The organism is Vibrio sp. 704, from assembly GCF_033339295.1.
This window is the reverse complement of sequence record NZ_JAWOUH010001079.1, coordinates 1-505: the sequence shown is the minus strand read 5'-3', so window position 1 is coordinate 505 and position 505 is coordinate 1. Positions and strand designations below refer to the sequence as shown.

The following is a 505-nucleotide window of genomic DNA, read 5'->3' as shown; positions in this document are numbered from 1 at the left end:
GATATCAACGCAAACCATGTACGAGCAATGCGCAGTGGTTATGTTATCGGTACCGCAAAACCTATTCACCTTGGTGTTTCGACTCAAGTTTGGCAGATTGAAATTGCAGACGAACGTGATCGTTTGGTGTGTACTAGTCGTCTAACGATTGCTGTGAAACAACAAAAAGCAAAATTGGCTTAATTCGACTTCATCAATCAGCAGAGATACACCCAAAGGCAGAACATGGTTATCGAGTTTTCATTAGGTAAAATTATCGCGACGCAGCGTGAAATCGTCATCAAACTAACGGGTGAGGCAATGGTCACATTGCAAGCACAAACCGATGCACTTCAACTTCTTGGTCGCGGCGCAAATGTTGTGTTAGCCCATGGGGCCGAATGCAAATGGTCAATAAAATTGGATAATGAGGAACAACTTATCCAACTCGCACAAGAAATTGGTATCGATATTCAATAATTTACCCCTTCATATTTGCACTTTTTCATAAAAATGAGGAAACTTG

At 41.4% G+C, this 505-nt stretch carries 2 protein-coding genes; both read left to right on the top strand.

Features of this window, described 5'->3' with window-relative positions; all coding sequences use genetic code 11:
* Positions 1-183, top strand: a 183-nt coding sequence (locus R7R24_RS30750; protein ID WP_318120718.1) for a hotdog fold thioesterase, incomplete at its 5' end; no start/stop codon positions are given.
* A 42-nt stretch (positions 184-225) separates the two neighbouring features.
* Positions 226-459 (top strand): DUF3389 domain-containing protein, encoded by a 234-nt coding sequence (locus R7R24_RS30745; protein WP_005455381.1) that lies wholly within the window; start codon positions 226-228, stop codon positions 457-459.
* Positions 460-505: the final 46 nt, after the last annotated feature.

What these genes read in the sequence shown, in the direction of transcription:
- R7R24_RS30745 (WP_005455381.1), top strand. Translation starts at nt 226, where the DNA reads ATGGTTATCGAGTTTTCATTAGGTAAAATTATCGCGACGCAGCGTGAA.